This window comes from Pseudoblastomonas marina, assembly GCF_014641655.1.
In the GTDB taxonomy this organism is placed as follows: Bacteria; Pseudomonadota; Alphaproteobacteria; order Sphingomonadales; family Sphingomonadaceae; genus Alteriqipengyuania_A; species Alteriqipengyuania_A marina.
This window is the reverse complement of sequence record NZ_BMID01000001.1, coordinates 1974621-2000246: the sequence shown is the minus strand read 5'-3', so window position 1 is coordinate 2000246 and position 25626 is coordinate 1974621. Positions and strand designations below refer to the sequence as shown.

Sequence of the window (25626 nt, the reverse complement as noted above, 5' to 3'; positions counted from 1 at the left end):
CTTTCTTGCGGGAAACGGAATGACGCGCGGCAGCGCGCGACAGTGTTTGTGGGGTGCGGGTGCATGTGGCGTGCCCGCGGCGCAATGTGAAGGGGCATACGACCGGGCCCAGGAGGGGCGGGCAGGTTCCCTTTGCAGACCGGGCATGCTTGCCTATGGGCCGCTGCGTGACGCTTCCCGATTTCTACCGCGACGACCTGCGCAAGCTCGAGCAGGCCAGTCGCCGCCGCACGCTCGCACCGCGATCGGGGCGCGATTTTTCCTCCAACGACTATCTAGGCCTCGCCCGATCGGAGCAGCTGCGCGAAGCCGCGATCGCCGCATTGCGCCGGGGTGTCGATCTCGGCTCGGGCGGCTCGCGCCTCCTGCGCGGCAACACCACCGAGCACGAGACGCTCGAGGCCGAGGCGGCCCGGTTCTTCGGCAGCGAAGCCGCGCTGTTTCTCGCCACGGGATTCGCCGCCAACAGCCTGCTGTTCGCAACGCTGCCACAACCGGACGACCTGATCCTGTACGACGCGCTCGTGCACGCCAGCGCGCATGAGGGCATGCGCCTGTCGCGCGCGCCCGGCGAGAGCTTTGCGCACAACGATGCGAGCGCCGCCGAAGACGCGATCCGCCGCTGGCGCAGGGCGGGCGGAACCGGCCCCCCGTGGATCGCGATCGAGACGCTTTACAGCATGGACGGCGACCGGGCGCCGATCGTCGACTTCGCCGCGCTGGCGGAGCGTATGGATGCCATGCTGTTGGTCGACGAGGCGCATGCGGTCGGCGTCCATGGTCCGGAGGGACGCGGCCTCGCCGCCGCACTGCATGGCCGCGAGAACGTGGTCGGACTCGCGACCTGCGGCAAGGCGCTGGGATGCGAGGGCGCGCTCATCCTCCTCCCCGCGAACCTGCGCGATTTCATCGTCAATCGCGGGCGCAGTTTCATCTTCTCGACCGCGCCATCTCCGCTGATGGCGGCAATCGTGCGCGAGAGCCTGGCAATCATCGAGCAGGCCGATGACCGCCGCGCCCGATTGCAGGCGCTCGTCGTCCGCGCCAGCCGCGCCGTGGCACCGCTTGGCATTGCCCCGAGCGGCAACCAGGTCCAGCCGGTCCCGATCGGCGACGATGCCCGCGCGATGGAGATCGCGGCGGCGCTCCAGGCGCGCGGCTTCGACGTGCGCGGCATCCGCCCGCCGACCGTGCCCGACGGCACGGCGCGGCTGCGCGTCTCGATCACCCTCAACACCGACGATCAAGCCATCGACGAACTTGCGACCGCCTTGGGAGAACTCCTGTGAAAGAGACGATCATCGTGACCGGCACCGACACCGATATCGGCAAGACGGTGTTCTCCGCCGCGCTGGCTGCGGCGCTCGGCGCAAATTACTGGAAGCCCGTGCAGGCCGGGCTCGACGATGGCAGCGACAGCGCGCGTGTGGCGGCGCTGGGCGTGCCCGCCGCCTCGATCCTGCCCGAAGCCTACCGCCTGACGACGCCGTGCTCCCCCCATCGCGCGGCCGAGCTCGATGGCGCCACGATCGATCCTGCATATCTCGACCTGCCGAAGGTCGACGGCACGCTGGTAGTCGAAGGGGCGGGTGGGGCGCTCGTGCCCGTCACGCGCGACCTGCTCTATGCCGATCTGTTCGCGCGATGGGGCGCGCCGGCGGTGATCGTCGCGCGGACCGAGCTGGGCACGATCAATCACTCGCTGCTGACGATCGAGGCGCTGCGTTCACGCGGCGTGCCCATCCTCGGCGTGGCCTTTATCGGCGCGCCTCAGGAGGACAGCGAGGCGACCATCTGCGCGATCGGCAGGGTCGCGCGACTGGGGCGCCTGCCGATAGTCGACCCGCTCGATGCCGACAACCTGTCTACTGCCTTCGCGCGCGCATTCGACCTCGGAGATTTCGCATGACCAGCTCGCCGGTCTGGCATCCGTTTACCCAGCACGGGCTCGGCGAGCCGATCCCGCACGTCACCCACGCACAGGGCGCCGTGCTCCACACGCAGGACGGTGCCGAGGTGATCGATGCGATCTCGTCGTGGTGGGTGACGACCCACGGCCATGCCCATCCCAGGATCGCGGCGGCGATCGCCGAGCAGGCGTCGCGGCTCGACCAGATCATCTTCGCCGGCTGGACCCACGCCCCGGCGGAGGAACTGGCCGCCAGCCTGCGGACGCTGATGCCCGAGAGCCTGACCCGCGTGTTCTTCTCCGATTCCGGATCGACCAGTGTCGAGGTCGCGCTGAAGATGGCGCTCGGTTACTGGCTCCACCGGGGCGAGGCGCGCCACCGGATCGTGGTGATGGACAATGGCTATCACGGCGATACGATCGGGACGATGTCGGTCGGTGCGCGGGGAGCCTTCAACCGCGCCTACGAGCCGCTGCTGTTCGATGTAACATCGATACCCTTCCCGGCCGAGGGATCCGAGCAGCGCACGCTCGATGCGCTTGAGCGTGCCTGCCGCGACCGGGCCGCCGCCTTCATCGTCGAACCGCTGGTGCTGGGGGCGGGCGGGATGCTGATGTATTCGCCCGCGACCCTGGCCGAAATGCGCCGCATCTGCGCCGAATACGGCACGCTCTTCATCGCCGACGAGGTGATGACGGGGTGGGGACGGACCGGCACCATGCTCGCCTGCGAGCAGGCGGGAATCGAGCCCGATATCCTGTGCCTGTCGAAGGGACTGACCGGCGGCGCGATCCCGCTGGCGGTCACCATGGCGAGCGAACCGGTGTTCGAAGCTCACCTGAGCGACGACCGCGCGCGGATGTTCTTCCATTCGTCGAGCTACACCGCCAATCCGGTCGCCTGCGCGGCGGCCAACGCCAATATCGCGATCTGGCAGGATGAACCGGTGGCCGAGCGGATCGCCACGCTGGCACAACGCCAATCGGCGCAGCTGACGCGCCTGACTTCGCACCCGCTGGTCCGCAATGCGCGCCAGGCGGGGACGATCACCGCTGTCGACGTGGGCGAGGCGGACGGATACCTCTCCGATCTCGCCCCCCGCCTGCTCGCCGCCTTCCGCGCCCGCAACGTTTTGCTGCGCCCGCTGGGCAACACGGTCTACGTGATGCCGCCCTACTGTATCGAGGAAGCTCAACTCGACCGCGTTTACGCCACGATCGTCGAGGCGATCGAAGAAGTCGCCGGCCCGAATTGATCCGACCGACCGTAATTGGCAAGAATCGCGGTATTGAACCGGGATGCCAGTCGATGCCGATCCCGTTAATGGTGCCCAGAAGAGGACTCGAACCTCCACGCCCTTGCGAGCGCCGCCACCTGAAGACGGTGCGTCTACCAATTCCGCCATCTGGGCACACTAGTCGCGGTGGATCGTCTGAGTCCGCCGCTCGGTAGGCGCGGGCCACTAGCGAAGCGATGGGGGCATTGTCAACGCTGATTGCGACCAGTAACGGGTCGCGCGACGCCCATTTCTCGGCAGGATGACCGCCATGACCAAGACCGACCCGCTTTCCGGAAAACTCGTGACCCTGTTCGGGGGCAGCGGCTGGCTCGGAACCCATGTCGCGCAGGACCTGCTCGAGCGCGGTGCGCGGCTCAAGATCGCGAGCCGGCATCCCGAGAAGGCACGGCATCTGAAGCCGCTCGCGAACCTCGGCCAGTTCGCGCTCGTGCGCTGCGACGTGTCGCGCGAGGACAGCGTGCGCGCGGCGATCTCGGGATCGGATGCGGTGGTGAACCTAACCGGCGCGTTCGGCGCGAATGCGGAAGCCGTGATGGCCTGGGGCGCCGAGTATATCGCGCAGGCCGCGGCCGACGAAGGGGTTGGCGCGCTCGTCCACGTCTCGGCGATCGGGGCCGATCCGGACGGTGATACCGCCTATGCCGTGAGCAAGGCCGAAGGCGAGGCGGCGATGCGCGACCTGTTCCCCCAGGCGACGATCGTACGCCCGTCGATTATCTTCGGAGAAGATGGCGAGTTCATCAACATGATGGCGGGGCTGATCCAGCGCCTGCCGGTGCTGCCGGTCTTTGCGCCCGAGAGCGAATTGCAGCTGGTCTGGGTCGACGACGTCGCTGCGGGCATCGTCGCCGCGCTGGCCGATCCGGGCAAGCACGGCGGCAAGACCTACGAACTTGCGGGACCCGAACGCGTGCCGATGATCGCCTTGAACCGCCGGATCGCGCAGGCGCAGGGGCGCAACCGCCACTTCATCCCGCTGCCCGATGCCGTGTCGGGCGGGATCGCTGCGGCCACCGGCTGGATGCCGGGTGCCCCGATCAGCCGCGAGCAGTGGAAGCTGCTCGAGAAGGGCAATGTCGCGAGCGGCGACTATCCCGGCTTCGACAAGCTCGGCATCAGCCCCAAGCCGCTCGGCCTGTTCCTCGATCGCTGGATGGCGCGCTATCGCAAGCACGGGCGCTTCGGGAAGAAGAGTGTAGTTTAGCTTTCTTCAGACGCTCAGGCGCCGGGCGCAGCGCATCCGTATTGGGCGGTCGCCCGCAGGTGCCTCGGATCCAAGCGGAGAGAATTGGACCGCGGATGCGGGTGGGTAACTACAAAAACTTCGTCTCGACTGGACGCTGGCTGGATAGACCGCTTCTTTACCAGTTCACATCGGCGTAATTATCCGCCGGCTGGATCGTATCCATCTTCTCCGCCAGCAACGCGCGGAAGCTGGGGCGGCTCTTCATCACCGAATACCAGCTCTTGGCCTGGTCGTGACCGCGCCAGTCGAGCGCGCCGAGATAGTCTGCGACCGACAGCTGCGCGGCGGCGGCGAGATCGGCGAGGCTCAATCGTGGCCCGCCGAGCCAGGCGCGGTTATCGACCAACCAGTCGATATGGTAGAGATGCTCGTGGGCGAGCTTCATCGCCTCGCGCAGCACGCGCGCATCTGGCGGTTCGCGGGTGACGAGCCGCTTCTTCATCTTTTCCTGCAGCAGCGGCGCGGTGACGTCGCCGTAGAGGTGCTCGTCGAACAGCGCGACCAGGCGGCGGATCTCGGCGCGCTGGAGCGCATTGCCGACGATCATTGCATTGCCTTCGAAGGTTTCCTCGATGAATTCGCCGATCGCCCGGCTGTCGGCCAGCACCGTGCCCTTGGCACTGTCGCGCAGCACCGGCACCCGGCCGGCCGGGTTCATGTTGAGGAATTCGTCGCGCCGCCGCCAGGGGTCCTCGCGCACGAGTTCATAGGCAATGCCCTTCTCCGCCAGGTGCAGGCGCACCTTGCGGCTGAAGGGACAGAGCGGGAATTGGTAAAGGTGCCACATGCTTGGCCCCACGCTTTGCCGAAAGCGAGGGGCGCGTGCAATGGCGCGCGTGCAATCAGTCTCGCGACAGAACGGGCAGACGCGCGGGAAGCGACCGCTTCATGCGCTCGGCGGCCTCTTTCAGCTTGGGCAGGGCCGACTCGATCGCACCGGTCATCCCGGCCGCGGCATCCATCGCCTGCGGCACGCGCTCGGCCAGTTCGACCGACACGCGATCGCCATCGGGGCCAAGCATGTCGCGCAGGGTGGCGTCGGGATCGACGTCCTTGCGCGGAGGCGCTTCGGTTCCGGCTTCGCGTGCGATCTTGTCGACCGCTTCGTCCATCGCCTCGACCAGCGGGCCGACGGGCATGTCGAGCAGTACTTCGCCGAGAATCGCGACGGTGGCAGTGGCGGTAGCCTGGACCTGCGGGTCGCGCAGCGTCTCCGAAAGATCTTCGGCAGCGGTCGTTTCAGTTTCATCCGATTCCTGGGCGGAGGCGGGGGATGCCGCGAGGCCAAGCGCGGCCAGCGTGCCGAACAGCAAGGGGATCGAACGAATCGCGCGCATGGGTCTTCCTCCGGTAGAATGGGCGAATGCTAGTGCCGAAGCCCTTAGCGATGCGTGAACGGGCTAGAAGGAGCCCTTGACCGACAACCGGACAGAGCGTCCGAATTCGCGGTCGCGTTCCTCGACGAACAGGATCGGCGAAGCGTTCCGGGGACCTTCGTAAACGGTGCGGATCGAGGTGTCCCCGCCGAGATAGGGGTTGCCGATCCGCACATTCACCGTCAGCCCGAACAGGTCCTTGTGCTCGACGAAGATGCCGCCGAACGCCGGACCGTTGCGCTCGAAGCCACTCTCGGTGATGCGGAAGAACGGTTCGTCTCCGCTCAGGAACACGCTTGCGCCGTAGGCGATGTCCGAGCCCGGGATATCGTGGCGGTAATCGATATCGATGCGATAGGGGTCGGCATTGCTGATCGCGCGGGCAAGCCCGGTCAGCGGATCGTCGAGCCGCGCGCGCTGCCAGTCGATCCCGGCGTCGATCCTGGCCCCGCCGATCCCCAGCGGGGCGAGTTCGAGCGTACCGTTGAACTCGACGCCCGTGCGCCGCGCGCTGGCGATATTGCCCGGCGACTGCCCGCCATCGACGAGGATCACGTCGACCAGGTCCTCGATATGGTAGTCGAACAGGCGCAGGCTGGCATTGCCCCAGCGACCGAAGTCCTTGCGCGCCTCGATTTCGAATTCCCAGCTTTGCGGCGGGCGCAATTCGTTGTTGCCGGCATTTTCGCGATCGTCACCGAGGAAGACCCGGGCGAGGAAGTCGCCAAATTGCAACTGCCCGACGCGGCGGCGCACACTGAAGGTGAGGTCGAGATCGTCCTGTGCCGACCAGGCGAGCGAGGCGGAGCCCTTCGGGCGCAGGAAGGTGCGCGAGGCGGCGGCCGAGCCGGTCTGCGTCAGCGTCGAGCGTTCGACCGCCGCGGTCGCCTGCAGCGAGAGCGTCGCTGAAAGCGGGCGACCGTAGCTGAGCGAGGCCTCGTAGCGATCCTCGGAAACCCCGCCGACCCCGGCGGGAAAGTCGATCTCGCCGAAATTGCCGTCAGGATCGATCTCGAACAGCCGCGCGACCTGGCCGAGCGTGTTGTAGGCGGCCTCGCCCGCAAGCTGCCAGTCGGCGCCACCGCCCGACCAGGTGAACTCGGCGCGCCCGATCCGTTCTCCCGATTCTCGCAGCTGGGCGAAGCGGGCACCGCTCAGCGATCCGTCAGCGTCGAGCGTGAGGAGTTCGGTGCTGACGAAATCGGAATCGTCCCCGCTCGCAAGGCCGATCAGCTTGAGCGTCCCGCCCAAGGCGGGGAAGGCCACATCGCCGCCGACCTCGTAGCGCACCGCGTCGTCATCGGTGGTGCGGTCGACGAACCGCGCATTGTCGCCGGCTCCGTCGGTGCGCAACTCGTCCGAGCGGTTGCGGAAAAAGGTCCACTGGTGGCTGAGAGTCGCATTGGCGACCACGCCGTTGTCGTTACTCCAGCCGAAATTGCCCGAAATCTTGGGCGAGCGGGTGCGGCGCTCATTGTCGCTGAACCGCTGTTCGATCAGGTTTCCGGCCCCATCGAAGCGCAGGCTCGGTCCGCGCGATGCGCCGACATCGTCCTCGTTGTTGAAGGCAAGCTGGTATTCGAACGGGCCGCTGGCCCCGCTGATCGAGATACTGCCGTCGAGCAGGGCGGGGCCGCCGACCTGGCGGAACTGGGGCGAGTATTCGAACTGGCCCGACAGGCCGCCGGCCTCGACCACGACATTGGCGACCTGACCGGTCAGGCCCGGAATATCGAGCGTGGTCCCGTCGAGGATTTCGATGCGCACAACGTTGTCGATGGAAATCCGGCCCAGCTGGTCGCGCGCGCTTTCCGACTTCGAGGACAGCCGCCGGCCGTTGATCAGCACATTGCCCGAAGCCTGGCCGAGCCCGCGTTCGCCGTCTTCGGATTCGATCTGGAAGCCGGGGACCTGCTCGAGCAGGTCGAGCGCGCTACGCGGGGCGAAGCGGGCGAGATCCTCCGGGGTGAAGACGCGGCGCTGCTGGCCGGTGCCGCTGGCCGAAACCTGCGATGCGGCCGCTTCGGGCTCGTCCTGCGCGCAGGCAGGACTGGTTGCGAGCGCGATCGCGCCCGCAGCCGTGAGCGGCAATAATCCAGTCTTCAGTCCCGACATCGTGCAGCGCCCCTGCCAAGCGGGGCAATCCTGCCAACCCGCTTTCGTCGGGGTGCCCCTAGCCATCGACCAGCGGCATGGCGAGCGAAAGCTGAGCCGGATCACGAAGGTAAGGGGGTGCAATTCACAAACGGATAGGGCAGGGGAGGCCCCATGCACTTAGACACCCTCATGGTGAAGATCGCGCTGATCGGCGTTCTCGGTCTCGCGGCCCAGTGGATCGCCTGGCGCACCGGTCGCCCCGCGATCGTCTTCCTCCTCCTGTCCGGCATCGTCGTTGGACCGGTGCTCGGGTTCCTCGATCCCGAGGCCGATTTCGGCGAATTGCAGGAGCCGATCATCAAGCTCGCGGTGGCCGTGATCCTTTTCGAGGGCGGGCTTTCGCTTCGCTTCCGCGACCTGATCCATGCCGCCGGCGCAGTCAAACGCCTGATCTTCCTCGGCGTGCCGTTGGGCTTCATGTTCTGCACCTTGGCGGTTCGATACGGGGTCGGGCTGAGCTGGGAGCTGTCGATGCTGTTCGGCGGCATTCTGGTGGTAACCGGGCCGACGGTCATCGGGCCGCTGCTCCGCGAGCTGAACCTGCCGCGGCGGACGGGCGATGCATTGAAGTGGGAAGCGATCATCAACGACCCGATCGGCGCGCTGCTCGCGATCGGGATCTTCGCTTGGCTGACCTATGAAGGCATCGAGATCGACCCGGTCAATATCGGCGTCGACGTGCTGGTCGCGACGGGCATTGCGGGACTGATCGGCTTCGCCTGCGGCTGGGCTCTCACCTGGCTGTTCCCGCGCGGTTACGTGCCCGAATATCTCAAGGCGCCTCTGTTGCTCGTCACGGTGATCGGCAGCTTCGTTGCGGCCGACCTTGTTATGCACGAAAGCGGGCTGGTCACGGTCACCGTGATGGGCATGGTCATGGCGAACAAGCCGACCTTCAGCACGCAGGCGCTGCGCCGGTTCAAGGAGGACCTCGTTGTCCTGCTGATCTCGGGCGTGTTCATCATCCTCTCGGCGACGCTCAACTGGGAAGTCGTCAGCCGGGTGCAGTGGGAATTCGTGATCTACCTCGCGCTGCTGATGTTCGTCGCACGCCCCGCGACGGTGCTGACGGCGCTGCTGTTCAGCGACGTTCCGTGGCGCGAACGGCTGTTCATCGCCTGGATCGCACCGCGCGGTATCGTCGCCGTGGCGATCACCGGCCTGTTCGCGATCCGGCTCGAACAGCGCGGGGTGCCGGGGGCCGAACTGCTTGTCCCGCTGGCTTTCGCGACCGCGATCGCGACGATCGTCGCGCATGGATTCACCGCGAAATGGTGGGCGCATCGCCTCGGTATCGACCAGGGCCGCGCCGAAGGCCTGATGCTGATCGGGGTCAACGGGTTCAGCCTTGCTCTGGCCAAGGCGCTCAAGAATTCGGACATCAAGGTCGAGGTCGTCGACAGTTCGAAATTCGCGTTGCGCGCCGCCAAGAAGCTCGAGGTGCCGACCCATCACGGCGACATGCTCGACGACGATTGGCGCCATCACCTGCCGCTCGCAAATTTCAACACCGTGATCGCGATGACCGAGACCGACGCCTTCAATGCGCTGGTCTGTTCGGAACTCGGCCCCGAACTGGGCTACGACAAGGTCGCGCAGGCCGGTCCGGACCAGCGCACGGGCATGACGACCGCGCGCGGCAATGTGATCTTCCAGGAGCAACCCTCGGTCTACGACCTGCTGGTGCGCGTGGGCGAGGGCTGGGAGTTTTCGCGCACGCGAATGAGCGAGCAGTTCAAGATGAAGGATTTGCGCGAATATCTCGGCGATCAGGGCATGCCCTTCGCCGTGATCCGTGCCGACAAGTCGCTCGAACTTTTCACCTCGATCACCCAGCCGACCGTGGGCGAAGGCGACGTGGTGCTGTCCTTCACCGCGCCCGATACCGCCGAAGAGCGCAAGGAAAAGCGCGACGCCGAGCGCGAGAAGAAGGACGCCAAGGAGAAGGCTTGATCGCTAGCCTTCCGGCTCGCTCGAGCCGGTCGCGGGTGTCCCGCCAAGCGCCTGCCACAACAGCACCCTCGCGCGCAGCGCGCGGCCGAGCGCGGCGGCAGCGCGTTCGGCGCTCCCGTCGGCGACGCGGCGGGCCTCGATCACGGTGAGGAAATCGGCCAGCCCGGCCTCGTAGCGCGTATTGGCAAGATCGGCGCTGCGGATGGACGAGGCTTCTTCGCGGCGCGCCGCGGCGAGTTCGGCATCGGTCGCGGCGACGAGGCCGTAGGCCGCCTCGGCCTCTCCCAGCGCGGCAAAGACCGTGCCGCGATAGGCCTCGAAGGCGCCGCGTTTGTCTGCAGCCGCGCCGTCGATCTCGGCCTCGATCCGGCCGAAGTCGAGCAGCGGGGCGGCGACGTCCGCCGCCAGCGAGCCGACGATCGAATCCGGATCGAACAGGTCGCCGATCCCGAAGGCCAGCAGTCCGACCACCGCGCTCAGCGAGAGATTGGGAAAACGGCGCGCGGCGGTTGCGGCGAGCTGTTCGTCGCGGGCCGCGAGCCTCGCGCTGGCGGCAAGGATGTCGGGCCGATTCTGGAGCAGCGCGCCGGGCAGGGTGGGCGGCGGCACGGCACGCTCGGGGCGTGGTGCAACCTCGGCCAGGGCAGTAAGGACATCGCGTCCCGACGAGGCGGTCAGCGTGACGAGCTGGCCGGTGAGACGGGCCCGCTCACTCGCGAGCGCGGCGAGCCGGCTGCGGGTCGTTTCGGCCGAGGTCTCGGCGCGCACGCGGTCGAAACCGGGCGCGATCCCGGCGCGTTCTCGCACGCCCGCAAGCCGAGCAAGCTCTGTCGCCGCGGCGAGGTCCTCGCGCAGCGCGCCCTCGCGGCGGGCCAGCGTGCGCCAGTCGATCACCGCCCCCGCGATCTCGGCGACCAGCGCGTTGCGGACCGCCTGCGCATCGGCTCCGGCGGCTTCGACCAGTCGCACTTGCGCCCGCTCCTGCGCCCGCAAGCGGCCGAACAGGTCCGGGTCCCAGCTCGCGGCGAGGTTGACGCCATAGGAAATCCGCTCGCTTTCGATCTGGACACCCGGCGGCAGGCCGGCGGCGAATTGCACGGGATTGGTGCGCTGACCGGTGACGGAAGCGCCCGCATCGAGGCGCGGCATGCGTTCGGCGCCCGCACGTGCGGCCGACGCGCGCGCGGCGTCGATCCGCGCCGCGGCCTCGCCAAGCGTCGGCGAGGTTTCGAGAGCGCGTGCGACCAGCGCTGAAAAGGCGGGATCCTCGTCGGGCAGCAGGTCCTCGAGCTTGCCGGCAACACCCGCTTCGGGCGCGTAGGCGTAACCCAGCGGGAGCACCGGCGGGGACGTGTCGATCTGGGGCGGCGGCCCGGCGACGCAGGCCGACAGCGCCAACGCCGAGGCGAGGGGAAGGGCGGCGCGGCGGATCATTCGGTCTCGTCCGCTTCGGGTTTGACGATGTCCGTCGTCGCGCCGTTGCGGCGCGCGGGGATATAGGCATCGACCTGTTGGCCGACGCGGAACAGCGCCTCGTTCGACGAGGCCGCCGACGGGAGAGCGTAAATGACCTGCAGCACGCGGACGTCGACCCGCTCGGCGGCACTGTTGGTGAGCGAGCGCTTGGGCACCACCTGCGGCTCGGCGCGCACGAAGCTGGCCTTGACCTGGCGGTCCGACGCACCGCGTGGGCTCACGGTTGCGGGCTCTCCCAGCGCGATGCGCGCCGCTTCGGATTCGTCGATATCGATCCGGACATGGAGTGGCCGGGTTTCGCCCATGCGGATGAAACTCGCATTGCCGCCCATGGTCGAGACATATTCGCCGGGGCGGATGTCGACCGCGAGGATCTCGCCCGAGATCGGCGCGCGCACGACCAGCCGGCCAAGCTCGGTGGTGGCGCTCGATCGCATCGCCTGCGCGCTCTGCAGCCGGGCGCGGGCGGCATTGAGCCGGTTCTGTGCCGCGCTCGCCTCGCCCTCGGCGCGGATCACCTCGGCGCGGCTGACGGCGGCGGGATCGGAGACGTTGCGGTAAAGATCGAGCTGGCGCGCGGCGGTTGCGGCGGCGCTCTGCGCTTCGGCGATCGCGGCACGCGCCTCGCCGATCTGCGCTTCGGCCTCGCGGACGCGCGCGCGCACCGCGCGGTCGTCGACCTGGAACAGCGGCTGGCCCTTGGTGACGTAATCGCCCGGCTGCACACGCACCATCGTCACCAGCCCGGCAATAGCGGTGCCGATATCGATCACCTCGCTTGAGGGTTCGACTACGCCCGCGCCCGCCACTCGGGCGGCATTGGCGAGTTCCTGGGGCGCACGCGGCGGTTCTTCGGTCGGTTCGGACAGCTCGCGATCGGGCAGGCCGGTGGCGATGTAGATCACCGCGAGGACTAGCCCCGCGAGCGCCACCAGCGGCAGGATCTGGCGCGAGAAGCTCAGGTTTTTCGGTAGCAGGGCCATGGTCTCAGTCCGTCTAGTGGTCTTCGGGCATCTCGGCGCCGTCATGGGTGACGCGGCCGTCCTCGAGCACGAGGATGCGGTCGGCGAGGTCGAACACGCGGTTGTCGTGGGTAACGATGATGCAGGCGCGATCCTCGTCCACCGCGACTTCGCGCAACAGGTCCATCACGCGGCGGCCGGACCTGGCGTCGAGCGCGGCGGTCGGCTCGTCGCAGACGACGAGGCGCGGCTCGTGCACAAGCGCGCGGGCGATCGCGACACGCTGCTGCTGCCCGCCCGAAAGCTGGTTGGGCAGCTTGTCGGCCTGGTCGGCGATGTTGAGCTTGTCCATCATCGCGACCGCACGTTCGCGCGCCTCGTGCCGGTCCATCCCCTGCGCGATCAGCGGGACGGCGGCGTTGCTGGCCGCGTCGATCGCCGGGATCAGGTTGTACTGCTGGAAGATGAAGCCGATATTGTTGAGCCGGAATTCAACCAGTTCGGTATCGGACAGGTGGTAGATATCGGTATCGAATACCCGGACCGTGCCTTCGGTCGGGTAGAGGATCCCGCACATGATGCTGATCAGCGTCGTCTTGCCCGATCCGCTTTCGCCGACGATGTAGGTCAGCTCGCCCGAATGGACGTCGATATCGATATCGTGCAGCACCCGGATGGTTTGCTGCCCGGCGGTGAAATCGCGTGCAATATCGCGCACCGAAATCGCCTTGCTGATCGGCGCCGCGCTCACCGGAACACCGCCGCGGGCTCGGTCTTGAGCACGGTGCGCAAGCTCAGCCAGCCGGTCAGCGCGATTATCAGCACGATCGCTACCAGCGAAATGAGCGGGATCTGCCACGGGATGTAGAAGCCCTTGAAGGTCGGGTCGCCGGAGAAGGCGTGGATGAAGCCGACCGTGCCGAGCACGCCGAGGCCGTAGCCGACCATCCCGACCATGCCCGCCTGCGCCGCCACCATCCGGGCGATCCGGCCATTGGACACGCCGATCGCCTTGAGCGCCCCGAACTGCTTGATATTGTCGCGAATGAACAGGCTGAAGGTCAGCCCGACGATCGCCACGCCGACGATGAAGCCGAGCATCACGGTGATCCCGAAATTCAGGGGAATTCCGGTGTTCTCGATGATGAAATCGACCCCGTCGCCGGCGAATTGCTCGCGCGTGCGGGCGCGCAGGCCCGTCTGCGCCTCGATCCGGTCGACCAGTTGCTGCGCGCTCACATCATCGGCCTTGCCGACGAGCACGAAGGATAGTCGATTGCGCGTGCCGGGCACGTAGTTCAGCGCCTGCGAATACTTGGTGTAGAGCACGACGGTGCTGGTGAAGCTGGGGATCGCATCAGCGATCCCGCGGACCACCGCGCGCTGGTCGTTCAATTCAAGCCGCTCGCCGATCGGCGACTGGTCGGGAAACATCCGCGTCATGCCGACATCGTCGATGATCACGCTGTCGGGTTGCGAGAGGACATCGGGTGAGCCTTCGATCATGCGCTTTGGCAGTCCGATTAGCGTCGCGTCGTCGACCCCGATGATCGCCACGCCTTCGAGGTCGCCGTCCTTGGTCCGCACCGCCGCGGTCGCGCGGATATGCGGTACCGCCCATTCGACCCCCGACACGCCACGCACCTTGTCGAGCGCGGTCGAGGGCATGGCATAGGCGACATCGGTGGTACGGCTGACCGGATCCATTACCCAGACATCGGCGCTCGACACGTTGTAGACCCCGCTCGCGCCGCGCTCGAGCAGGTTGACGAAGATCGTCAGCTGCTGGGTGATCAGCAGGGTCGAAAAGGCGATTCCGAACAGCAGCCCGTAGAACTTCTGCCTGTCGCCGGTCAGCATCCGGATGGCGATCCAGATCATTGCGTGTCCTGCTCCGGTCCCGCGCCGTGACGACGCGCCTCTTGCGGTTGCGACCCGCAGCGTCCATAAGTGAACGACAGCGTTCACCTGAACGGCTGCGTTCAATTGAACGATCGCGTTCAGGTGAACGGACCCGTTCAATATGTCAAGGATCGATTTGAGCAAGACTAGAAAGCGGACCGGTCGCCCGGTGGACGAGGAGAAACGCGTCGCAATCGTGAATGCGGCCGCGCGGGCGTTCTTCGACCACGGCTATGCCGCTTCGAGCATCGAGGCGATCGCCGCCGAAGCGGGCGTCTCGAAGGTCACGATCTACAACCAGTTCGGTGGCAAGCGGGAGCTCTTCACCGCCGCGGTCGTAGCCGAATGCGGCAAGATGCGGCGTAGCTTCGATGTCCCCGAATTCGTCGAGGGAACGCTGCGCGAGCGGCTGACCGAAATCGGCGAGGCGATGACGGCATTCCTGTCGCGGCCCGAGATGATCCAGTTCGACCGGCGAATTTCCGCCGAAACCGAGCGTGAACCGGGGATCGGCAAGGCGTTCCTCGCAGCCGGGCCCTATCGCATGAAAATGGCCTTCGCCGAATTCCTCGAGGCGATGCACGACGCTGGCGAGGTCGCGATCGACGATATCCCGCTCGCAACCGAACAATTCGTCTCGATGTGCAAGGGGATGGGCGACCTAGAGCGGCGATTCGGCGCGGAACCGACCCGAGCAGAAGACCGGCGCCGGATCGACGGCGCGGTCGAGGTATTCTGCCGAGCCTATGCCGTCGATCGGAATTGCCGCTGATCGTGCCCGTCCCGGCAACTTGTCATTCACCCGCGTGCGCCTACATACGTGCGTGAAAGGATGCCCCTGCGATGAGCGATCAGAACAACGCCCCCAACGAACCCGAAGAGGGCGGGCCCAACCCCTGGATTAAGAGCCTGATGGTATGGGGCGGGATATTCATGGTCCTGCTGCTGGTCGTCTCGATGTTCTCGCCGCAGGACGGCGGGGGCGATGCGATCGCCTATTCGGAGTTCCGCCAGCAGGTGGCCGAGGGACGCGTCTCCGAGGTGCGCATTTCCGAAGACAAGATCGTCGGCCAGTATGCCGACAAGACGACCTTCACGACCGTGCCGGTGGCGGGAGATACCTCGCTGCCGCAGCTGCTCGAAGCGAACGGCGTCGCCTTTTCGGGCGCGCCCGACGAAGAGCCCAACCTGCTGTTTTACGTGCTGATCCAGGCGCTGCCCTTCATCCTGATCCTCGGCCTCGCCTTTTTCGCCTTGCGCCAGATGCAAAAGGGCGGCGGCGCGGGCGGCGCGATGGGCTTCGGCAAGTCGAAAGCCAAGATGCTGACCGAGAAGTCGGGCAAGGTGACGTTCGAGGACGTCGCCGGGATCGACGAGGCGCGCGAAGAACTCGAGGAAATCGTCGAATTCCTCAAGGATCCGCAGCGCTTCTCCAAGCTCGGCGGCCAGATTCCCAAGGGTGCGCTGCTGGTCGGCTCGCCCGGTACGGGTAAGACCCTCCTTGCACGCGCGATCGCGGGCGAGGCGGGCGTACCCTTCTTCACCATTTCGGGCTCCGATTTCGTCGAGATGTTCGTCGGCGTCGGTGCGAGCCGCGTGCGCGACATGTTCGAACAGGCCAAGAAGAACGCGCCGTGCATCGTGTTCATCGACGAAATCGATGCGGTCGGCCGCAGCCGTGGCCACGGCCTCGGCAATTCGAACGACGAACGCGAGCAGACATTGAACCAGCTGCTGGTCGAAATGGACGGTTTCGAGGCGAACGAAGGCATCATCATCATCGCCGCGACCAACCGGCCCGATGTGCTCGACCCCGCATTGCTGCGCCCGGGCCGTTTCGACCGTCAGGTCGTGGTCCCGGTGCCCGATATCGAGGGCCGCGAGAAGATCCTCGAAGTGCACATGAAGAAGGTGCCGCTGGCGCCCGACGTCAACTCGCGCACCATCGCGCGCGGCACGCCGGGCTTCTCGGGCGCGGACCTCGCCAACCTCGTCAACGAGGCGGCACTGCTCGCCGCGCGGCGCAACAAGCGCCTCGTCGCGATGCAGGAATTCGAGGACGCCAAGGACAAGGTCATGATGGGCAGCGAGCGCCGCTCGATGGTCATGACCGACGACGAGAAGAAGATGACCGCCTATCACGAGGCGGGCCACGCGCTCGTCTCGCTGAACGAGCCGGCCTCGGACCCGATCCACAAGGCGACGATCATCCCGCGCGGCCGCGCGCTGGGAATGGTGATGCGCCTGCCCGAACGCGACAATTATTCCTACCATCGCGACAAGATGCATGCCGATCTCGCGGTCGCTATGGGCGGCCGCGTGGCGGAGGAGATCATCTTCGGCCACGACAAGGTCAGCTCGGGCGCCTCCTCCGACATCCAGTACGCTACCAAGCTGGCGCGCAACATGGTCACCAAATGGGGCATGTCGGACAAACTGGGTCCGCTCCAGTACGAGGAGCAGCAGGAAGGCTATCTCGGCATGGGCCAGTCCGCGCGCACGATGGGCTCGGGCGAGACCAACAAGCTGATCGATGCCGAAATCCGTGCGCTGGTCGACGGGGCGCACAAGCGCGCGACCGAAGTCCTCAAGACGCAGGAAGACAAGCTCCACCTGCTCGCCCAGGCGATGCTCGAATACGAGACGCTGACCGGCGACGAGATCGACGAGCTGCTCGAAAACGGCAAGATCGACCGTCCCGACGAGCCCAAGGGCCCGAATGTCGTCCGTCCCGTGCATGGCAGCGCCGTGCCCAAGGCGGGTCGGAAGTTCGGCGGCGAAGGCCCGGCACCGCAAGGCGCGTGACGCGTTGATCCCTCGTTACAGAGGGAGAACGACCATGCGAAACCTGATTCCGACCGCGCTTCTCGCGCTGGCGCTGCCGCTCGCCGCCTGTTCGCAGGAAACGCAGCAGAACGCGGAGAAAACCGCTGAATACGCCGCGGACGATGCCGCCAAGAACGCCGACGCGGCAGGCGAAGTGCTCGAGGACGTTGCCGCCGATGCTGCGCGCGAGGTGAGCGAAGGCGCGGCCGCGCTCGAAGGCAAATTGCGCGACGGGGACGATCCGGCCGACGAGCTCGAGAAAGCCCCGGCGGTCGACTGACCGTCAGAAAGCGCCGATCACCAGCAGCAGCTGGAGGAACAGCACCAGCACGATCAGGATGAAAACCTGCAGCACGACGAGGCGCCAGAGCGCAGAAAAGCGCGACAGGCCGTAGGCACCGCGCAATTGCTTGTACATGTGGATCGGCGGGATGAAGAGCGCCGCGAAGGCGATCACCGCAGTGTGAGCCTTCAGGATTCCCATGATGCTGAGCGAGATGAACAGCAGCGACATGAAGGATAGCGAGTAGGTCACGAAGATCGCGTGATCGTAGGCGCGGAAATTGCGTTTCCAGGCAAACAGCAGCCACACGAACGGCACCGAAAGCGGGATCAGCAGCCAGCTGAACTTGTAGCTGTTGGCCTGCAACTTGTAGAGCATCAGGCTCGGGTTCTGCTCCCATTTCTTGACGATGCCGTTGTCTATCCAATCGATCCCGGTGAGGTTCATGGTCATTCGGCGATCGCCCGAAGAATCCGAGGCGATGACGCGCGTATCGCTCTCGCCGTCAGGGGTTGCGGTCCCGTCCGCCTCGGCCTGGGTTCCGTCGCTCGCGCCCTGGACGAAGGGCGTGGCTGCCGCGGCTCTCGCGGTTTCGAGGTCGCCGACGGCTTCTTGTCGGCGCCGGTTCAACCGCTCCCGCACCGACTGTTCGAGGTTTTCATCGGCCAGACGTTCGTCAAGCGTTTCGATGCGATCTTCCTGGCCCTTGATCTCGGCAGCGATCGCCGTCTTGATCTGATCGCGCGAAGGTGTGTCGGGCAGGGTGGGCGCGGTCAGCCCCACCGCCTGGAAGATCGCGAACATCAGGAAGACCGAGAACAGGAACAGCGCCATTGGTGATACGAACTTCGCCCGTTCGCCCGCGACGTACCGGCGGGTCAGCTCGCCCGGCTTGAGTACCAGCTTGGGCAGCGTCGACCACATCTTGCCTTCGAAATGCAGCGCGCCGTGCAGCAGGTCGTGCATGAAGGCGTGGATCGTACGGTGAAGATGCGCCTTCTGTCCGCAATTGTGGCAATGCGTCCCGTGCAGCGAGGTCTCGCAATTGAGGCAAGTCTCTTCGGCGAAATGACCTTTCACCAGCCTCCCTGCTCCGACCGGACCCTCGCCGTCCGTTTTCTCGACCGCGCGCGAATAGAGGCCGCCCTCCGCGACCGTCCCTAACGCTTCGCCGATATCACTCATGCCCCGGTCCCGATCCCTGCTCAGTTCGGGCGCATGATAGCGCCGACGGCGAATACGAAAAGGGCCGCCTCGCCGGGCGGCCCTTTTGATCATCGGGTTGGCTGCGATCAGCCGTCGTAATCGGATCCGATCGAAGTCGGGCGTGCCGGCTGCGAGGCCGAGATGCGCAGCGCTTCGGCCGACTGGCTGAGCGAACCGATCTCGTCGATATCGTCGTCCTCTTCCTCGATCACGCGCTGCAGGCTCTGCACCACGGCCTCCTTGAGGTCCTTTGGCTTGACGTTCTGCTCGGCGATCTCGCGCAGGGCGACGACCGGGTTCTTGTCACGATCGCGCTCGAGCGTGAGTTCGGCGCCGCCCGAGATCTCGCGCGCACGCTGCGCGGCGAGCAGGACGAGGTCGAAACGGTTCGGGATCTTGTCGACGCAATCTTCGACGGTAACGCGCGCCATCGGGCACTCCGTAAATTCGTGTAAGCGACATGGCTGTCGGGAAGGGTGGCGAGCTAGGGGCGAACCGGGAAAAAGTCAAGCATTGCACGTGGGCGCAAGGGGTGCGAAGCGGGGCGCATGGCCGATGCGCCCTGCGAGCAGGAACAGTCCTATCACGATCCGGCGCCCTTCACGGTCGAGGCGCAAGGACAGACGCTCACCTTCTATCCCGACGGTCGCGACCGGTTGGAGGCGCTGATCGCACTGATCGAGAGCGCGCGCGAATCGCTCAAGCTGTGTTTCTACATCTTTGCCGAGGACGGCGCTTCGACCAAGGTCCGCGATGCACTGACCCAAGCCGCGCGGCGCGGCGTGGCGGTCAGCCTCCTGATCGACAGTTTCGGGGCCAGCGCCGACGAGAAATTCTTCGATGAATTCGTCGCCGCGGGCGGCAAGTACAGCTGCTTTTCTGCGACCTGGTCACAACGCTACCTGATCCGCAACCATCAGAAGATGGCGATCGCCGACGGCCAGGAGGCCATGTTCGGCGGGTTCAATATAGAGGACGGGTATTTCGAGACACCGTGCGAGGATGGCTGGCACGACCTGGGTATCGTGATCGAGGGCGACGGGGTGGACCGGCTGTGCGACTGGTTCGACCAGCTCGAGCGGTGGACCGAGAGCGACCGGCACCAGTGGCGCGCGATCCGCAAGCTGCTGCGCGAATGGGACCCGGGCGACGGCCCGGTGCAATGGCTGATCGGCGGGCCGACAAAGGGCCTGTCGAGCTGGGCCCGTTGCGTCGGCGAGGACCTGATCGAAGGCGCGCGCCTCGACATGATCATGGCCTATTTCTCGCCACCCAGGCGGCTGTTGCAGCGGATCGGCAATATCGCTCGCAAGGGTGAAACGAGGCTGATCATGGCCGCGAAATCGGACAATGGCGCGACGATCGGTGCCTCGCGCTCGCTCTATCACGACCTCCTCAAGCGGGGCGCAAGGATCTTCGAATTCGAGCCTTGCAAGCTGCACATGAAGCTGATCGTGCTCGACGACGCGGTCTATCTCGGCAGCGCCAATTTCGACATGCGCAGCCTCTATGTGAACCTCGAACTGATGCTGCGGATCGAGGACAGGGGGCTGGCCGACCGGATGCGGCAATTCGTCGATACCCATATCCCCGCCTCGACCGAAATCACACCTGCGCTGCACCGGCAGCGCAGCGGGTTGTGGACGCGGATCAAGTGGAACCTCAGCTGGTTCCTCGTCGCGGTGGTCGATTACACGGTCAGCCGGAAACTGAACTTGGGGCTTTAATATTCCGGCGAGCCGTAATCCTCGTCGGCGAGGTCGGAGAACTTGGTGATCTTGTGTTCGAAGCGCAGGCGGACCTTGCCGGTCGAGCCGTGGCGCTGCTTGGCGACGATCAGTTCGGACAGGCCGTAGACCCGCTCCATCTCCTGCATCCACTGGGCGTGGGTTTCGTGGACCGCGACGTCGTCGCCCTCGACCGGGCGCTTGGGTTCGCGCGAGGCGACGTAATAGTCCTCGCGATAGATGAACCACACCATGTCGGCGTCCTGTTCGATCGAGCCCGATTCGCGCAGGTCGGACAGCATCGGCCGCTTGTCGTCGCGTTGCTCGACCGCACGGGAGAGCTGCGACAGCGCGATCACCGGGACCTCGAGTTCCTTGGCGAGTGTCTTCAAGCCGCGACTGATTTCGGAGATCTCGTTCACGCGATTGTCGTTGGCGCGGCCGGTGCCCTGGAGCAGCTGGAGGTAATCGATGATCACCAGCCCGATATTGTGGCGCCGCTTCAGGCGTCGCGCGCGGGCGCGCAGTCCGGCGATGGTGAGCGCGGGCGTATCGTCGATATAGAGCGGCAGCTCGGACAGGCGCTGGCTGGCATGGGCCAGCTGCGCGAAATCTTCCTTCGACAGCTTGCCCATGCGCAGCGCCGAGGAGCTGATGCCCGATTGTTCGGCGAGGATACGCGTGGCGAGCTGGTCGGCGCTCATTTCGAGGCTGAACAGGGCGACGCCCGCGCCGATCGATTCGCTGTCGTCGATGCCGGCTTCGCGATCGGTGCGCAGCCGCTCGGCGGCATTGAAGGCGATGTTGGTCGCGATCGCCGACTTGCCCATGCCCGGGCGCCCGGCGACGATGATGAGGTCCGAATCGTGCAGACCGCCGGTCTGCGAGTTGATCGAAACGAAGCCGGTGGTCTTGCCAGAGACCTTGCCGCCCGAATTGAGCGCCTTCTGGATCTGGCGCAGCGATTCCATGCTCGCCGCGCCGAAGCTCTTGGCGCTCTCGTTGGTCGCGCTGCCCTCGGCGACCCGATAGAGCTGGGCCTCGGCATTTTCGATCTGCTTTTCGGGCGAGATGTCCTCGCTCGTATCCATCGCCCCGGTGACGAGATCGCGCCCGACAACCACCAGTTCGCGCAGCAGCGCGAGATCGTAGATCTGCTGCGATAGCTCGCGCGCCGCGAGCGTGCCGAGCCCGGTGCCCGACAACTGCATCAGGTAGCTCGTACCGCCGAGGTCGGCGAGCGCCTCGTCGCCCTCGAAATAGGGCTTGAGCGACACCGGGCTGGCGGTCGCATTGCGATCGATCAGCTGGAGGATGCGTTCGAAAATCTTCTGGTGGATCGATTCGAAGAAATGCTGCGGCTGGAGCGCGACCGGCAGCTCTTCGAGCACGCGGTTGTCGAACAGCACCGCGCCGAGGAACGCGGCCTCCGCTTCGATATTGGAGGGCAACGCCTGCGCGGCATGCTTGTCGTCGCGGATGATGAGATCTTGATCGGCCATGAGCGACATAGTGCGGGAGGGGGAGAGGGGCTTCAAGTGGCGCGATCCAATTGGGTGCTGTGGATGTCGGTCATAACTTTTCGTCATCCCGGCGAAAGCGGGGATCCAGGGCGATGTGGTGCAAAATTACCCCGGAGTTCCTGCGTGCGCGGGAATGACAACGGGCGTTGCATCTGCGAAGGCTAACCCGATGCCCGATCACCGCATTGCCAAGATCGAACTCGACGAGGCGACCATCCTGTGGCGCAATGCCGATATCGAGCAGGAGCGGCGGATCGCGATCTTCGACCTGATCGAGGACAATAGCTTCCGGCCGGTGCGCGCGGCGGAGAAGGGAGCCGACGGGCCGTACCACCTCTCGCTTTCTGTGCGCGACGGGCGGCTGGTGCTGCTGATCGCCGACGTGGATGACGCAGAGCTTGAAACGCTGGTGCTGGGGCTCGCCCGCTTCCGCCGTCCGATCCGCGATTATTTCGCCATCTGCGACAGCTATTACCAGGCGATCCGCAAGGCGACCCCGAAAGAGATCGAGACGATCGACATGGCGCGGCGCGGGGTGCACAACAATGCCGCCGAGCTGCTGCTCGAGCGGCTCGACGGAAAGGTGGAAACCGACTTCGCAACCGCGCGGCGGCTCTTCACACTGATCTGCGTCCTGCATATTAAGAGCTGAAGGACAGGCGGGCGCACATTGGCACGGAAATCTCGAAAACTGGTCTCGCGCGTGTTGGGCGCGCTCTTGCTGGTCGCGCTGGTCGCGGGCGGCGTGGCTTGGTGGCAGCTGCGCCAATGGACCCCGCCGCGCGCGCAATTCCCGGTGCAGGGCGTCGAATGGGGGCTCGAGGAAGGCGCGGCGAATTGGCGCGCGCTCGCCGCCAACGGCGCGAGCTTCGCCTATCTCGATGCCAGCGACGGCGCCTTTGCCAAGGATTCGACCTTCGCCCGGCACCTGGCCGGCGCGCGCGAGGCGGGGCTGGCAGTGGGCGCTGTGCATCGCTTCGATCCGTGCCAGCCGGCCGACCCCCAGGCGGGCAATTTCGCCACCATCGTGCCGCGCGATAGCGAATTGCTCCCCCCGGTGGTCGAGTTCGACCGGGGGCAGGAGTCCTGTCCGCAGACCCTCTCCGATGCCGCGGTCGAAAGCGAGCTGACCACGCTGCTCAACCAGATCGAAACGCACGCGGGCAAACCCGCCATCCTCAAGCTGTCCCACGAGGCGCAGGACCAATTCGGGATCGCGACGCGGCTCGAACGCGACCTGTGGTTGTCGCGGACATATTACCAACCCGATTACGGCGGGCGCCCGTGGACGCTCTGGACCGCCAATCCCTATCGCGCCTACGAAGGCGGCGAAGGCACGGTGCGCTGGGTGGTGGCGCGGGAGTAGCAAGATGACCGACGAAGACCTGATCGCCGCCGCGCGCGATGCGGCCAAGCAATCCTATTCGCCCTATTCGGTCTTCCCGGTCGGCGCGGCGCTGCGCTTTGCCGACGGCACGGTGGTGACCGGCACCAATATCGAGAATGCCAGCTACGGGCTCGCGCTGTGCGCGGAGACCGTTGCGGTGGCGAAGGCAATGGATGCGGGCGTACGCGGCGGGCTCGAGGCGGTCGCGGTCACCGGACCGGGCGCCGAGCCGATTACGCCGTGCGGCCGTTGCCGCCAGGTGCTCAACGAACTCGCCGCGCTCGGCGGGACCGATCCCGAAATCCTCTGCGTCGGCCCCGACGACGTGCGTCGCACCACGCTGAGCGCGCTGCTGCCCGATGCCTTCGGCCCGGCAAGTTTGGACTGAGGCTGCGGGCAAGCTGTTAAGGTCTGCGCGTTATCAGACTCCGGCGCGCTCGGCGCACCGGAGTCCCAACACATGAAATTCGTCGAACTGGCCTCGCGCGGCGGCAACTACCTTGTCGTCGCTTCCAATGTCGCATGGCTGCGGGTGGCCGAAAACGGCCAGACCAATGTCGGCATCATTGGCGGACAGCCCCTGCTGGTCACCGGCACCCCCGAAGAGGTGTCGCAAAAACTGCTCGCGGCCTGACCCGCGCGATCAGGCGTCCGAGGCTTCGAGCCACTCCACCAGCGCACCGAGGCAGTCGCGGGCGAGCGCTTCGCAGTTCTCGGGCGACCAGCCCTGTTCGGGGTCGGGGCTCTTGAAATTGTCCTTGTAGGGCATCTCGAGCGTCATCGCGGTCGCCTTGAAGCGGTGCGCGACCTGGGTCGTGCTCATCGAGAGGTTGGCTTCTCCGGGCTTCGACTTGTCGTAGCCCTTTTCGGTCTGGAACAGCACCGAACGGCGGTCGAGGATCTGCTCGTAGCGGGTGAAGCCGGCATAATGCTCCTCGGTCAGGCCCGGGATGCCTTCATAGCCGGCGAGGAAGGCGGCGGGGATCGCCTCGTCGCCATGCACGTCCATCGCGAAGAACACGCCGGTCTCGTCCATCGCATTGCGCAGGGCGAGCACCTCGGGCGAGCGTTCGGCGGTCGGGTTTTCCCATTCGCGGTTCAAATTCGCGCCGCAGGCATTGGTGCGCAGATGGCCGCGGAAGCTGCCGTCCGGGTTCATATTGGGCACGACGTGGAGCGTGCACTTCTCGCGCAGCGTGCGCGCGACCGGATCGCCCATGTCGGTGAGCACGTCGAGCGCGCCTTCCATCCACCATTCGGCCTGCGTTTCGCCCGGATGCTGGCGGGCATAGAGCCACACATGCTTGTCGCCTTCGCCCATTTCGAGACAGTCGATCGGGCGCCCGTCGAGCGTGTGGCCGAGAACGCGGTGCGAGACCCCGTCCATCAGCGCGGCTTCGGAGACGAGGTCGAAATGGCGCTCCATCGAATAGGGCGCGAAATAGGCGAACCAGGCGATGTTCGATTCGGGCGTATAGCGGATCGTGAGCGTGCCGCTGTCGGCATCGTATTCGCTGTCGGCACGGCCCCAATATTCGCGATCCTCGGAAACGACCGAATCGTAGTCGGGCCAGCCGCCCGGATAGGCCGAATCCTTGAGGTCCTCGATCTTGAGTTCGAGTTCGCGGCCCGCCGCGCCCGACACGCGGAAATAGTACCACTGCTTGAACTCGGACTGGTTGTCCTTGCGGATGGCGAGGCGCGCGCTCGCCCCGTCCACGGCTTTGACTTCGATATTGCCCGCATCGAAGGCGGTGTCGATCGCGATATTGTGGGTCATTCTACCTCTATCGTTTCGCCCGAATTGCCGGGAAATCCGGCGAACAGGGCGCTGGCAAGTTTGTCGGCCGCGTTGGCGACCTCGAATTCGTCCGCGTTTTCGGTCGCGGCAAAGCTGGCCCGGCCTTCCCACAGCACTTCGCGCGTGTCCATATCGCGGATCATGACCGCCATGCTGGTGTCGACGGTGCGGCGCTCGCCGCCGCCCAGATTGATCCCGATGCCGACGCCGACGCCCGAGCCGTAGGTCCCGGTCGATCCGCCGACCCCGACGCTGACCGGCGAGCGGCGCGATCCATCGGCGAGCAATTCGCCGCGCCCGGCACGCACTTCGGCGACTTGCGTGCCGCCGCCGGAAACCGGGGCGTAACCGAGCGAGGCGAGCTCGCGCGTCACCGCGTCGAGATAGGGCTGCATGGCGAGACCGCTCGTCTCCTCGCCGGGGGCGACGACCACTTCGATCCGGCCGCGCGGCGCCTCGGCGAGGTCGGGCGCGGAGAAACGAGTCACCTCGGTCGGCCCAGCATAGGGCGCCGTGGCGCAGGCGGAGAGGGCGAGCGCCGAAAGCGCAATGAGGGCGGGACGACGGAACGTGGCGAACATGGGGTCGACT

25 protein-coding genes and 1 tRNA gene are annotated in these 25626 nt (G+C 66.2%); 13 read left to right on the top strand and 13 right to left on the bottom strand.

Annotation, left to right across the window (positions count from 1 at the left end):
* Positions 1-167: 167 nt before the first annotated feature.
* From IEW49_RS09865 to IEW49_RS09855, 3 genes are read left to right on the top strand one after another with little or no spacing between them, the layout of a single operon-like run.
* Positions 168-1289 (top strand): 8-amino-7-oxononanoate synthase, encoded by a 1122-nt coding sequence (locus tag IEW49_RS09865; protein WP_229658153.1) that lies wholly within the window; start codon positions 168-170, stop codon positions 1287-1289.
* The gene (gene bioD, locus IEW49_RS09860; protein ID WP_188642513.1) at positions 1286-1909 is read left to right on the top strand and encodes a dethiobiotin synthase; all 624 of its coding nucleotides are present in this window, start codon (positions 1286-1288) and stop codon (positions 1907-1909) included. Before IEW49_RS09865 ends, bioD begins: the two co-directional genes overlap by 4 nt.
* The gene (locus IEW49_RS09855) at positions 1906-3165 is read left to right on the top strand and encodes an adenosylmethionine--8-amino-7-oxononanoate transaminase (protein WP_188642512.1); all 1260 of its coding nucleotides are present in this window, start codon (positions 1906-1908) and stop codon (positions 3163-3165) included. Before bioD ends, IEW49_RS09855 begins: the two co-directional genes overlap by 4 nt.
* A gap of 69 nt (positions 3166-3234) precedes the next feature.
* On the opposite strand, the gene IEW49_RS09850 is transcribed toward IEW49_RS09855, so the two are convergent.
* Positions 3235-3321: transfer RNA gene (locus tag IEW49_RS09850), tRNA-Leu, on the bottom strand.
* 136 nt (positions 3322-3457) lie between these two features.
* Between IEW49_RS09850 and IEW49_RS09845 the strand changes: the two genes are divergently transcribed.
* Positions 3458-4414 carry a complex I NDUFA9 subunit family protein gene (locus tag IEW49_RS09845; protein ID WP_188642511.1) on the top strand — a complete coding sequence of 319 codons (957 nt, stop codon included), beginning with the start codon at positions 3458-3460 and terminating at the stop codon, positions 4412-4414.
* A 157-nt stretch (positions 4415-4571) separates the two neighbouring features.
* Here IEW49_RS09845 and IEW49_RS09840 read toward each other — a convergent pair whose 3' ends face one another.
* The 3 genes from IEW49_RS09840 to IEW49_RS09830 all read right to left on the bottom strand — a co-directional run bounded on the left by IEW49_RS09840 (position 4572) and on the right by IEW49_RS09830 (position 7947).
* Positions 4572-5243, bottom strand: coding sequence for a glutathione S-transferase family protein (locus tag IEW49_RS09840; RefSeq protein ID WP_188642510.1), 672 nt, complete (start codon positions 5241-5243; stop codon positions 4572-4574).
* A 55-nt stretch (positions 5244-5298) separates the two neighbouring features.
* Complete coding sequence (locus tag IEW49_RS09835; protein ID WP_188642509.1) at positions 5299-5793, bottom strand: hypothetical protein; 495 nt, start codon at positions 5791-5793, stop codon at positions 5299-5301.
* A 63-nt stretch (positions 5794-5856) separates the two neighbouring features.
* Entirely contained in the window at positions 5857-7947 is a 2091-nt protein-coding gene (locus IEW49_RS09830; protein WP_188642508.1) for a TonB-dependent receptor plug domain-containing protein, read from the bottom strand.
* Between the two features lie 153 nt (positions 7948-8100).
* Here IEW49_RS09830 and IEW49_RS09825 point away from each other — a divergent pair, with 153 nt between their 5' ends.
* Positions 8101-9942: a cation:proton antiporter gene (locus IEW49_RS09825; RefSeq protein WP_188642507.1), complete on the top strand. Its 1842-nt coding sequence runs from the start codon at positions 8101-8103 to the stop codon at positions 9940-9942.
* Positions 9943-9945: 3 nt separating this feature from the next.
* Here the strand turns inward: IEW49_RS09825 and IEW49_RS09820 are convergent, their stop codons facing one another.
* Genes IEW49_RS09820 through IEW49_RS09805 form a run of 4 tightly spaced genes read right to left on the bottom strand, consistent with a single transcriptional unit; the run spans position 9946 to position 14261 of the window.
* Positions 9946-11376: an efflux transporter outer membrane subunit gene (locus IEW49_RS09820; RefSeq protein WP_188642506.1), complete on the bottom strand. Its 1431-nt coding sequence runs from the start codon at positions 11374-11376 to the stop codon at positions 9946-9948.
* Positions 11373-12401 (bottom strand): efflux RND transporter periplasmic adaptor subunit, encoded by a 1029-nt coding sequence (locus IEW49_RS09815; protein ID WP_188642505.1) that lies wholly within the window; start codon positions 12399-12401, stop codon positions 11373-11375. The genes IEW49_RS09820 and IEW49_RS09815 overlap by 4 nt, the downstream gene beginning before the upstream one ends.
* Positions 12402-12414: 13 nt before the next feature.
* Complete coding sequence (locus tag IEW49_RS09810; RefSeq protein WP_229658152.1) at positions 12415-13131, bottom strand: ABC transporter ATP-binding protein; 717 nt, start codon at positions 13129-13131, stop codon at positions 12415-12417.
* Positions 13128-14261, bottom strand: a complete 1134-nt coding sequence (locus IEW49_RS09805) for an ABC transporter permease (protein ID WP_188642504.1) — start codon at positions 14259-14261, stop codon at positions 13128-13130. Before IEW49_RS09805 ends, IEW49_RS09810 begins: the two co-directional genes overlap by 4 nt.
* Before the next feature lie 157 nt (positions 14262-14418).
* Between IEW49_RS09805 and IEW49_RS09800 the strand changes: the two genes are divergently transcribed.
* From IEW49_RS09800 to IEW49_RS09790, 3 genes are all read left to right on the top strand, one after another.
* Positions 14419-15054: a TetR/AcrR family transcriptional regulator gene (locus IEW49_RS09800; protein ID WP_229658151.1), complete on the top strand. Its 636-nt coding sequence runs from the start codon at positions 14419-14421 to the stop codon at positions 15052-15054.
* Positions 15055-15125: 71 nt separating this feature from the next.
* Positions 15126-17087 (top strand): ATP-dependent zinc metalloprotease FtsH, encoded by a 1962-nt coding sequence (ftsH, locus tag IEW49_RS09795; RefSeq protein ID WP_188642502.1) that lies wholly within the window; start codon positions 15126-15128, stop codon positions 17085-17087.
* 34 nt (positions 17088-17121) lie between these two features.
* Positions 17122-17388, top strand: a complete 267-nt coding sequence (locus tag IEW49_RS09790) for a hypothetical protein (RefSeq protein ID WP_188642501.1) — start codon at positions 17122-17124, stop codon at positions 17386-17388.
* Positions 17389-17391: 3 nt separating this feature from the next.
* On the opposite strand, the gene IEW49_RS09785 is transcribed toward IEW49_RS09790, so the two are convergent.
* Positions 17392-18576: a DUF3667 domain-containing protein gene (locus IEW49_RS09785; protein ID WP_188642500.1), complete on the bottom strand. Its 1185-nt coding sequence runs from the start codon at positions 18574-18576 to the stop codon at positions 17392-17394.
* Positions 18577-18683: 107 nt separating this feature from the next.
* Positions 18684-19028, bottom strand: a complete 345-nt coding sequence (gene rpoZ / locus IEW49_RS09780; protein ID WP_188642499.1) for a DNA-directed RNA polymerase subunit omega — start codon at positions 19026-19028, stop codon at positions 18684-18686.
* Positions 19029-19145: 117 nt separating this feature from the next.
* On the opposite strand from rpoZ, the gene IEW49_RS09775 reads away from it, so the two are divergent.
* The gene (locus IEW49_RS09775; protein WP_188642498.1) at positions 19146-20324 is read left to right on the top strand and encodes a phospholipase D-like domain-containing protein; all 1179 of its coding nucleotides are present in this window, start codon (positions 19146-19148) and stop codon (positions 20322-20324) included.
* Here IEW49_RS09775 and IEW49_RS09770 read toward each other — a convergent pair.
* Positions 20321-21826, bottom strand: a complete 1506-nt coding sequence (locus tag IEW49_RS09770; protein ID WP_188642497.1) for a replicative DNA helicase — start codon at positions 21824-21826, stop codon at positions 20321-20323. The two genes, IEW49_RS09775 and IEW49_RS09770, sit on opposite strands and share 4 nt — an antisense overlap.
* A 190-nt stretch (positions 21827-22016) precedes the next feature.
* On the opposite strand from IEW49_RS09770, the gene IEW49_RS09765 reads away from it, so the two are divergent.
* The 4 genes from IEW49_RS09765 (at position 22017) to IEW49_RS09750 (ending at position 23868) form a co-directional block, all read left to right on the top strand.
* Positions 22017-22499, top strand: a complete 483-nt coding sequence (locus IEW49_RS09765) for a UPF0262 family protein (RefSeq protein WP_188642496.1) — start codon at positions 22017-22019, stop codon at positions 22497-22499.
* Positions 22500-22550: 51 nt separating this feature from the next.
* Positions 22551-23213, top strand: coding sequence for a glycoside hydrolase family 25 protein (locus IEW49_RS09760; RefSeq protein ID WP_229658222.1), 663 nt, complete (start codon positions 22551-22553; stop codon positions 23211-23213).
* Positions 23214-23217: 4 nt separating this feature from the next.
* A complete protein-coding gene (locus IEW49_RS09755) occupies positions 23218-23622 on the top strand; it encodes a cytidine deaminase (RefSeq protein ID WP_188642494.1) in 405 nt (134 codons plus the stop codon).
* A gap of 72 nt (positions 23623-23694) precedes the next feature.
* The gene (locus tag IEW49_RS09750; RefSeq protein ID WP_188642493.1) at positions 23695-23868 is read left to right on the top strand and encodes a hypothetical protein; all 174 of its coding nucleotides are present in this window, start codon (positions 23695-23697) and stop codon (positions 23866-23868) included.
* Between the two features lie 9 nt (positions 23869-23877).
* Here the strand turns inward: IEW49_RS09750 and IEW49_RS09745 are convergent, their stop codons facing one another.
* Positions 23878-25014, bottom strand: a complete 1137-nt coding sequence (locus tag IEW49_RS09745) for a M14 family metallopeptidase (RefSeq protein ID WP_188642492.1) — start codon at positions 25012-25014, stop codon at positions 23878-23880.
* Complete coding sequence (locus IEW49_RS09740; protein ID WP_188642491.1) at positions 25011-25616, bottom strand: DUF4136 domain-containing protein; 606 nt, start codon at positions 25614-25616, stop codon at positions 25011-25013. The genes IEW49_RS09745 and IEW49_RS09740 overlap by 4 nt, the downstream gene beginning before the upstream one ends.
* Positions 25617-25626: the final 10 nt, after the last annotated feature.

What these genes read in the sequence shown, in the direction of transcription:
- IEW49_RS09855 (WP_188642512.1), top strand. Translation starts at nt 1,906, where the DNA reads ATGACCAGCTCGCCGGTCTGGCATCCGTTTACCCAGCACGGGCTCGGC.
- IEW49_RS09845 (WP_188642511.1), top strand. Translation starts at nt 3,458, where the DNA reads ATGACCAAGACCGACCCGCTTTCCGGAAAACTCGTGACCCTGTTCGGG.
- IEW49_RS09840 (WP_188642510.1), bottom strand. Translation starts at nt 5,243, where the DNA reads ATGTGGCACCTTTACCAATTCCCGCTCTGTCCCTTCAGCCGCAAGGTG.
- IEW49_RS09835 (WP_188642509.1), bottom strand. Translation starts at nt 5,793, where the DNA reads ATGCGCGCGATTCGTTCGATCCCCTTGCTGTTCGGCACGCTGGCCGCG.
- IEW49_RS09830 (WP_188642508.1), bottom strand. Translation starts at nt 7,947, where the DNA reads ATGTCGGGACTGAAGACTGGATTATTGCCGCTCACGGCTGCGGGCGCG.
- IEW49_RS09825 (WP_188642507.1), top strand. Translation starts at nt 8,101, where the DNA reads ATGCACTTAGACACCCTCATGGTGAAGATCGCGCTGATCGGCGTTCTC.
- IEW49_RS09820 (WP_188642506.1), bottom strand. Translation starts at nt 11,376, where the DNA reads ATGATCCGCCGCGCCGCCCTTCCCCTCGCCTCGGCGTTGGCGCTGTCG.
- IEW49_RS09815 (WP_188642505.1), bottom strand. Translation starts at nt 12,401, where the DNA reads ATGGCCCTGCTACCGAAAAACCTGAGCTTCTCGCGCCAGATCCTGCCG.
- IEW49_RS09805 (WP_188642504.1), bottom strand. Translation starts at nt 14,261, where the DNA reads ATGATCTGGATCGCCATCCGGATGCTGACCGGCGACAGGCAGAAGTTC.
- ftsH (WP_188642502.1), top strand. Translation starts at nt 15,126, where the DNA reads ATGAGCGATCAGAACAACGCCCCCAACGAACCCGAAGAGGGCGGGCCC.
- IEW49_RS09790 (WP_188642501.1), top strand. Translation starts at nt 17,122, where the DNA reads ATGCGAAACCTGATTCCGACCGCGCTTCTCGCGCTGGCGCTGCCGCTC.
- IEW49_RS09785 (WP_188642500.1), bottom strand. Translation starts at nt 18,576, where the DNA reads ATGAGTGATATCGGCGAAGCGTTAGGGACGGTCGCGGAGGGCGGCCTC.
- rpoZ (WP_188642499.1), bottom strand. Translation starts at nt 19,028, where the DNA reads ATGGCGCGCGTTACCGTCGAAGATTGCGTCGACAAGATCCCGAACCGT.
- IEW49_RS09775 (WP_188642498.1), top strand. Translation starts at nt 19,146, where the DNA reads ATGGCCGATGCGCCCTGCGAGCAGGAACAGTCCTATCACGATCCGGCG.
- IEW49_RS09770 (WP_188642497.1), bottom strand. Translation starts at nt 21,826, where the DNA reads ATGGCCGATCAAGATCTCATCATCCGCGACGACAAGCATGCCGCGCAG.
- IEW49_RS09765 (WP_188642496.1), top strand. Translation starts at nt 22,017, where the DNA reads ATGCCCGATCACCGCATTGCCAAGATCGAACTCGACGAGGCGACCATC.
- IEW49_RS09755 (WP_188642494.1), top strand. Translation starts at nt 23,218, where the DNA reads ATGACCGACGAAGACCTGATCGCCGCCGCGCGCGATGCGGCCAAGCAA.
- IEW49_RS09750 (WP_188642493.1), top strand. Translation starts at nt 23,695, where the DNA reads ATGAAATTCGTCGAACTGGCCTCGCGCGGCGGCAACTACCTTGTCGTC.
- IEW49_RS09745 (WP_188642492.1), bottom strand. Translation starts at nt 25,014, where the DNA reads ATGACCCACAATATCGCGATCGACACCGCCTTCGATGCGGGCAATATC.
- IEW49_RS09740 (WP_188642491.1), bottom strand. Translation starts at nt 25,616, where the DNA reads ATGTTCGCCACGTTCCGTCGTCCCGCCCTCATTGCGCTTTCGGCGCTC.